Origin of the sequence: Gilliamella sp., from assembly GCF_024104075.1 — a bacterium.
In the GTDB taxonomy this organism is placed as follows: domain Bacteria; phylum Pseudomonadota; class Gammaproteobacteria; order Enterobacterales; family Orbaceae; genus Gilliamella; species Gilliamella bombi.
Window position 1 is genome coordinate 60381 of record NZ_JAGGHR010000010.1, and the last position, 7317, is coordinate 67697.

Sequence of the window (7317 nt, forward strand, 5' to 3'; positions counted from 1 at the left end):
ACTTATAAGAATTTGTAGAAGTAGGTTATTTGCACAATTTCGTTTTTAAGTTCGGATGTTCAGTGACACCCGAACTTTACCGTACTTTCCTACGGTAAGATGATTATTTTTTAGTTGCTCTATCAATAAAATCATCTGCAGCTTCTCTTGCGTATTCGTCTATTATATATGTTAATAGTTCTGACCATTTTATTAGTTTCCCTGTTTTAACTGATATATTTATTGCTAACTTCTCAAGTTCAATCTTTCTGTTTTCTGTTATGTTGTATGTCATTCTTTTCATTTATGTGATCTCGTGTTGTTTTATATAGAACCATTATATTAACTAATGAGTTTATTATTACATTAACTATTGTGCTACTGTGTTAATTAGTGTTAATATATTTTTAAATAACTAATTAACTAATGAGTTCATTATGTTTTTTGATTGGCTATCGTTAGAGCAGGATTTTGGTTATCAACTGCCAATTATTGGAGATGTTGCTTATCAACGCATATTTTTAGAAACAGGGGAGGCGAGTTCTTTATCTCAACCTGCTTACAAGCATTCGGGTTCATTTTGTGATTCTGTTCTGATTAAGATTTCAGGTTCAGTTTTAAAAATGTCGGGTAATCCATCACGGTGGGGACGTATAGAGAATTTATTCGGTTTACGAACTGTTGATAATTGTGTTGATGTTTATAACAAAATTTTAACTGAACTTAATTTACCTGTATTTACAAAATGCACTCAATTAATGTTTAGAAGTCCGAAAGGTTCAAAAATAGAAACTTTTTCAGACGGTGCAATTATTAAAGAACTGCATATCACATCAAATAGAATGGTTGGAAAGGGTAACGAAAACGATTATTTGGCAGGGCTATCAACTTTAAATTATCGTTATAGTGTTCCCAGACTTCATAGTAATGGACAATCAGTCGATTGGCTATCAAAAAATGGTAATGCACATCTTATTTATCCAACTGTTTATAATAAATCTCACGAATTAGAATTACACAGCATAACAAAGATAAAAAATAAATTTGGTGAAAACTCAAAAGAATTTAAATACTTAAATGAAGTAATAGAATATTGTAAAAATAACGGCGTAGTACGATTTGAGCAAAAATTGAAATCTAGATTTTTAAAACGAGAGAATTTGCATTACTGGGGATTATCAGACTATACACGATTAAATAACTTACATAATGAATTTTTAGACTTAGATAAAAAATTATCGGTGAATGCTATGGACTTTGAAACGATTAGTGAACAATTAATAAGGTGTGGCGTAGTTGATACAACACGCTCAGCCAACACAACCGCCATGTATGCCATTCAATGGATGCATGGGCAAACGTTTGATTTTAACAAAAAAGCGGTTCAGACGCATAGAGCAAGATTACGTAAAATCGGCATTGATATAGCACAACGTTGTAATTTAGCTAAGTTTAGTCCAGTGACAGTTAGAGAAATAAGAAAAGTTGAAGTTTCAGATTGTCAGATCCCTAATTGGTATCAGATGCCACAAATTTTTAGGCTTGCGTCATAACTGTATTTATATCCAGTTATTTAACATAATATACATTATTGTAACGTATTGATTTTAATGATTATTTATTTTTGTTAATTTGTTAGTAGATTGATTAATTTAATATTTTACTGGTAAATCGTATTTTTTTAAATTGAGGTCATGATTATACAGATTTCATCGTCTAGTTTTACGTACGTTTATCGTGGTTCGCATAATGTATATTATGTTTTTTCAATAATTTATTAGCGTGTTTTTTATTGGTTTTATAGCAATTTATTAGAAAGGAGAAAATAGGATGGTTAAAGTTGAAATTACCCCCGAACAAGCAAAGGTGAACACACGTAGTGGCGTATCAAAAGCCACTGGTCAGCCTTTTACTATAAACGAACAGGAAGCCTACATTTATCTAGGCTCTATATATCCGCAGTTGTTTAAATTTAATCTTGATAATGGTGTTCCTCCATACCCTGCGGGTGTTTATCAGCTTGATGCTTCATCTTTGTATGTTGGTGATTTTTCCAAGCTTCGAATCGGTAAAATGGTATTAAAACCGTTTATTGAAGACATAAATAAAAAATGATAGCGATTTTAATAGTTGGTTTTAGCTTTATCGTTTTTTTGTTAGCTATGATTTTCGGGCTAACGTTGGGTCTATCGTGAGGTAAAAATGCAGGAAATTATTCATCATATTTTATCAGATATTCGTAATTATGATTTGTCTATTTCTTACTCTTTTATCTCATTGTTAGCAATACTCACGTTATTTGGTTTTGGCGTTGGGTATATCTTTGGATTCGTTAGGCGTTTGTTTGATGTATCCAGTAATAATTAGTAATTTTACAATTAAGGAGATAAAAATGTTAAAAAAAATAATGTCATTTTTTGTTATTACAATGGCTACTATATTTCTATCTGAATCAGCATTTGCAGCAGGAACAGTACCGCAAATCACTGATTATATATCAGCATCTACACTTGAACCGATAGCAACATCGATATTAACTGTTCTCGGTGTTGTTGTCACGGCAGCTTTTACTATTTTAGGTTTTGGTGTTGCAGCTCGTGTTGGTTTTGGTGTTATAAAATCATTCTTTAGCAAAGCTGCTAGTTAATAAATGCAGGGCGTCAGCCCTGTTTTTTTATCAAAAATTTAATAATGTTATGATGATTAGAAAAATATTATTAACATGTGTTTTATTCATCTTTTCACAGTTTTCATATGCAAAGATTTATTATTCTGAAGCAGATGATTGTTTGACTCGTTCTGAGATTAACGGCTCTTTGTTTGTTCATTTAAATAGTTCTCGTTCAGGGGTTTTTTCTCATACTAACGGTTGCTGGTGGATGGCATCGGGTGATATTAAGTTTCAAAATTATCAAGGTTCATTATTAGCGATTGCGAAATGGATAGCATTAAGATATATCGATTATGAAGATGATTACGAACAATATCCACCTCCGCTTGAGTTTGTTTCTAATTCTTGGGTTGAAAGTAGTGTTGTCTTTACTTATTTTATAAATTCTCGAAGTGATCACTGTATGAAAAATGGTATTGTTTGTTCAAAACTTGAGGAGTTTACACCAACGCAAAATATGCCAGTTAAACAGTTGAAAGGTTTGTCTTTTTATTATGAGTGTTATATAACTGACACAAATAAAAAATATCCTTCGATTGGTGATGCTAATTGTCGTTTGCGTAAAGATTTTTATATTGAAAACGATAGAATAAAGTATTGTTCTAGTAGTCCCGAACACCAGTTATGCAATAATAACGGTAATAACAATAATAACAATAATAACGGTAATAGCAATAATAACAATAATAACGGTAATAACAATAATAACAATAATAACAATAATAACGGTAATAATAATCAGTTATCAGCTATCAATGATAAATTGATTATTATTTCAAAATCATTAAATACAACCAGTGAAAATGTTTTAAATATTGCTGATACAACTAATGCTATATCAACAACTGTTAATAATATCGAACAGACGTCTAACGAAATAGCTTCAAATACAGAAAATATTAGTAATTCTGTTGATATTTTGACGGATAGTGCGGATGGAATATTAAAAAATGGTAGTGATTTATTATCAGAAGCTAGATTGTTACATGGTGATGTTAACAAACATCATGCTCAATTAATGAATAAGCTTAATATAATTGATAGCAATTCAGGAGGTGGCAATAGTAACAATGGCATTGGTGATTTTACTGATGCTGATGCTAATTCCCTTAATAATAAATTTAATGATTCAGCTAGCGATTATGAAGATAAAAGTATTTCTTATGTTGAATCTGCATTATCAAAACTTTCTAATAGTATTCCAGATTTATCGTTGATGTTTAAATTACCTAATTCTTTTTATGGCGGTAATAATGGCATGTGTAAACCGTTATCAACAAATTTAGATTTTAAATTTCCTTCTTCTTCTCAAAGTTTTTCTTTGAAATTTGATACTAGTAATTTTTGTCAACACTACGATAAAAATTTTAGAGGTATTGTCGATTTTATGCTTGCATTCATGACCGCACTAGCAATATTTCGGCTTTATCATCGATACAATTCATCACATTAATTACTATCTATCTAGCTCACACAGCTTTAGCGAGTGAGCTAGATAGATAGTAATTAATATTATTATTTTGGAGTTAATTATGCCTGCAGTTGTTGCTTTAGTTGGTACGTTAATCGCTCAATTATTTTCATATTTATTTAAAAAACTAGTTGTTAATTATGGCAAGTTTTTGCTGTTTTTTGCTTTTTGGGTTGCTATTTATTTAGCAATGTTATCTCAATTCAAAAATTGGATTGAATCATTATTAATCTCTAATAGTTCTTTTGCTACTGATTTTTGGAAAGCAGGCGTTAGTTTATTGCCAGAGCGTACACCGACTTATATCACGATTCTTACTAGTGCATATCTTGTTTATTGGGTTGCTGTTTTTAAAGACAGAATGTCAAAACGTCTTCATGAATCAACAAACACTTAAGGAGCTAATAGTAAATGGCGATTTATATAGTTACAGGTGCTCTTGGTGCTGGTAAAGGTCTATTTTGTGACATGATAGCAACACAAGCTTATCGAGCTGGTCGTCGTGTTGCCTCTAATTATCCAATTAACACATATTTAATGGATAAAAACTCACAAAAATCAATTACAGTTATTCCACCAAAATTTACATATGATGATTTAATGGCTCTTGGTCGTGGTTGTGATGAAAATGATTTATCGCAATTGGGTGTGTTAATTCTTGACGAGCTAGCTATATCATTAAATAGTCGCAATTTTAAAGATAACGGACGTCAAAAGCTTTTAGAATATTTTATACAATCACGCAAATACGGTTGGGATATTTATATGCAAGCTCAAGATGCGTTTATGATTGATAAACAAGTCGTTGATGCTATGACAGAGTTTACAGTTAAACTGTCACGTTTAGATAGTTTGCGAGTTCCATTTTTATCATCATTTTTAGAATTAATTTCCCCCAAGACTTTTGGTCGTACAGCTAAACGTAAGAGTATTTTACCGCATATCGTTAAATACCAAATTTTTCATAATTCTGGTGGAAAACCTATTGAGAAAGGTTCGTTCAGAGCTAAAGATTTCTTTGGTTTGCATGATACTAATTTCATTTTTGAAAATGATGAAACTAATGATCATATTAGAGAAATGCATCATCTTGATTTTGTTAGTCAATCACAAATTGATAAAGATAATGAAAAGCAAAAACCGCGTTTTAAAAATGTAATAGCATTTATTAAGCTTTTGTTTTGCTTGCTATTTTTTTATGTTATTTATCTTTGTTGGTCTCATTTCATTTTTTCAGATAAAAAAGAAAAAAATACATCAACAAAATCAACTGTTCAGCAACAACATCAATCTGAATCAACTGGAACACCTCATCAGTTACAACAGAAAGAAGTATCACAATCTCAACTTTCAACCAAATATAGGATAGTTGGTTATTTGAGCACAGGGCAGGCTTTTGCACGCTTTGTTATTAGAGATATGCAAACTAATCAGATAATTTATTTAATGTCTGATTATGCGTATAACGGCTTAAATACGTCTATTATTTATCAGTCTGAACTAGTTACATATTTTTCTGGTGTTGATAGTTCAGAATCAACAAATGAAAACTTATTTTTTAAATAATGGTGGGTTATGAAAAAACATCTAATTATTATTGTAATATTAATACTATCAATTAAATTAAGCTACGCTAAAAATATTCAATTGGATATTGATAAAATGCCATTGCCTGATGCTATTTCTCTTATATGGCGTGATGTTTTTAAAACTCCGTTTATGTTGGCTCCTGAGTTAACGACTGATAAACGCATGTTAACAATGCATATTGTTCCCACTGTTGATGAACGTGAATTTATAGAGCGTTATTTATTAAATATGAATGTTAAAATCAGCAAGAAAAATGGCGTTGATTATATTTATTCTTTTGTTCCTGCTCCGCCCGTTGAAAAATTACAAAATTTTGTTTATAAACCTAAATTTAGAACAGTTGATTACTTGTATCGTTCGTTAAATCAAATAATGACAACGCCAGTTATTCAAAATTCATCACAATTTAATTCGGCTGGCTCACAATCTTATGTTGCTATAACATCACAACAAAGGATACTAACAAACCAGGGAGATACATTATTATTTAGAGGTACTCAATTAGAAATTAAACAATTAAAAAGTTTATTAGTAGATATTGATAAACAAGCTGAGCAAGTGCAAATTATGGCTTATGTGTTCGAGTTTCAAACGAGTGAAAAGCACGGCTCTAGCTTGTCGTTTTTAGCTAAATTGTTTTCTGAAAAATTAGATATCGGTATAAGCAAGGGAACAGTATTGAATACAGGTGATTATATTAAATTTTCTTCGGGTTCATTTTCGTTATTAGCTGAATTATTCGATAATGATTCACGTTTTAATGTTATTAGTGCACCGCATTTAAGGGTGACAAGCGGTAATGAAGCACGCTTTAGCGTTGGCTCTGATGTACCAGTTCTTTCATCTGTAACATATAATGATAACAATACTAAATCTGTACAATCGATAGAATATCGCTCATCAGGCGTAATATTTACCGTTAAGCCATTAATAACACAAAACATCATTACATTAGATATCAATCAACAATTATCTAATTTTGTTAAAACTGAAACAGGTGTAAATAACTCTCCAACTTTGATAAAAAGAGAGGTTAATACTAATATTAATTTAAATGACGGTGATATTGTTGTGCTTGGCGGTTTAACTGATAGTAAAGATTCAAATGCTAAAACTGGCGTTAGCTTTTTGCCATTTTTTAATAGTAAATCAAATGAGAAAAATAAAACTGATATTTTAGTTGCGTTATCTGTATCAAAAATAAAAAATTAGTTGATTAATTATTACTCATCAAATTAACGTATTGATTCAGATCATGAATTAAAGTTTATACACAGTGTTATAGACTTTTTTTGTTGATAATTGCACGGTGTTAAAATTGTCAATAGCAAGGCGGAAGTCGCAGTTCACGAAGTGAAACCGAGTGAGCACTTGACGAAGTGAACTATTGACAACTCTACAGATTTTATACTTTGACAGGTGGAAAGGAACGCATAGCGATCCTTTCCACTTGGATAACCTAAAAAATCTAAAAATTTGTTGGTATTCGAAATGTTTAAGAAAAACTGAATTTCTATAAAAAATTAGTTCGCATAATGTAAAATGCATTATGTTTAATTCGTAGGCTGTAAAATATTGGCGACCGAGCAGGGCGCAGACAGCCAAG

At 30.8% G+C, this 7317-nt stretch carries 9 protein-coding genes; 8 read left to right on the forward strand and 1 reads right to left on the reverse strand.

Features of this window, described 5'->3' with window-relative positions; translation table 11 throughout:
- Positions 1-103 precede the first annotated feature (103 nt).
- Positions 104-283 (reverse strand): hypothetical protein, encoded by a 180-nt coding sequence (locus tag J6569_RS04655; RefSeq protein ID WP_065606978.1) that lies wholly within the window; start codon positions 281-283, stop codon positions 104-106.
- Positions 284-416: 133 nt separating this feature from the next.
- Between J6569_RS04655 and J6569_RS04660 the strand changes: the two genes are divergently transcribed.
- The 8 genes from J6569_RS04660 (at position 417) to J6569_RS04695 (ending at position 6923) form a co-directional block, all read left to right on the forward strand.
- A complete protein-coding gene (locus tag J6569_RS04660) occupies positions 417-1532 on the forward strand; it encodes a phage/plasmid replication protein (protein ID WP_296317857.1) in 1116 nt (371 codons plus the stop codon).
- A gap of 277 nt (positions 1533-1809) precedes the next feature.
- A complete protein-coding gene (locus tag J6569_RS04665; RefSeq protein ID WP_296317859.1) occupies positions 1810-2094 on the forward strand; it encodes a single-stranded DNA-binding protein in 285 nt (94 codons plus the stop codon).
- Positions 2095-2181: 87 nt separating this feature from the next.
- Positions 2182-2346 (forward strand): hypothetical protein, encoded by a 165-nt coding sequence (locus tag J6569_RS04670; RefSeq protein WP_296317861.1) that lies wholly within the window; start codon positions 2182-2184, stop codon positions 2344-2346.
- Positions 2347-2371: 25 nt separating this feature from the next.
- A complete protein-coding gene (locus J6569_RS04675) occupies positions 2372-2626 on the forward strand; it encodes a hypothetical protein (RefSeq protein WP_296317863.1) in 255 nt (84 codons plus the stop codon).
- A 142-nt stretch (positions 2627-2768) separates the two neighbouring features.
- Entirely contained in the window at positions 2769-4103 is a 1335-nt protein-coding gene (locus J6569_RS04680; protein ID WP_296317865.1) for a methyl-accepting chemotaxis protein, read from the forward strand.
- A gap of 79 nt (positions 4104-4182) precedes the next feature.
- Positions 4183-4518, forward strand: a complete 336-nt coding sequence (locus tag J6569_RS04685; RefSeq protein ID WP_296317867.1) for a hypothetical protein — start codon at positions 4183-4185, stop codon at positions 4516-4518.
- A 14-nt stretch (positions 4519-4532) separates the two neighbouring features.
- The gene (locus J6569_RS04690; protein WP_296317869.1) at positions 4533-5687 is read left to right on the forward strand and encodes a zonular occludens toxin domain-containing protein; all 1155 of its coding nucleotides are present in this window, start codon (positions 4533-4535) and stop codon (positions 5685-5687) included.
- 9 nt (positions 5688-5696) lie between these two features.
- Positions 5697-6923, forward strand: coding sequence for a hypothetical protein (locus J6569_RS04695; protein WP_296317871.1), 1227 nt, complete (start codon positions 5697-5699; stop codon positions 6921-6923).
- Positions 6924-7317 lie beyond the last annotated feature (394 nt).

What these genes read in the sequence shown, in the direction of transcription:
- J6569_RS04655 (WP_065606978.1), bottom strand. Translation starts at nt 283, where the DNA reads ATGAAAAGAATGACATACAACATAACAGAAAACAGAAAGATTGAACTT.
- J6569_RS04660 (WP_296317857.1), top strand. Translation starts at nt 417, where the DNA reads ATGTTTTTTGATTGGCTATCGTTAGAGCAGGATTTTGGTTATCAACTG.
- J6569_RS04665 (WP_296317859.1), top strand. Translation starts at nt 1,810, where the DNA reads ATGGTTAAAGTTGAAATTACCCCCGAACAAGCAAAGGTGAACACACGT.
- J6569_RS04670 (WP_296317861.1), top strand. Translation starts at nt 2,182, where the DNA reads ATGCAGGAAATTATTCATCATATTTTATCAGATATTCGTAATTATGAT.
- J6569_RS04675 (WP_296317863.1), top strand. Translation starts at nt 2,372, where the DNA reads ATGTTAAAAAAAATAATGTCATTTTTTGTTATTACAATGGCTACTATA.
- J6569_RS04685 (WP_296317867.1), top strand. Translation starts at nt 4,183, where the DNA reads ATGCCTGCAGTTGTTGCTTTAGTTGGTACGTTAATCGCTCAATTATTT.
- J6569_RS04690 (WP_296317869.1), top strand. Translation starts at nt 4,533, where the DNA reads ATGGCGATTTATATAGTTACAGGTGCTCTTGGTGCTGGTAAAGGTCTA.
- J6569_RS04695 (WP_296317871.1), top strand. Translation starts at nt 5,697, where the DNA reads ATGAAAAAACATCTAATTATTATTGTAATATTAATACTATCAATTAAA.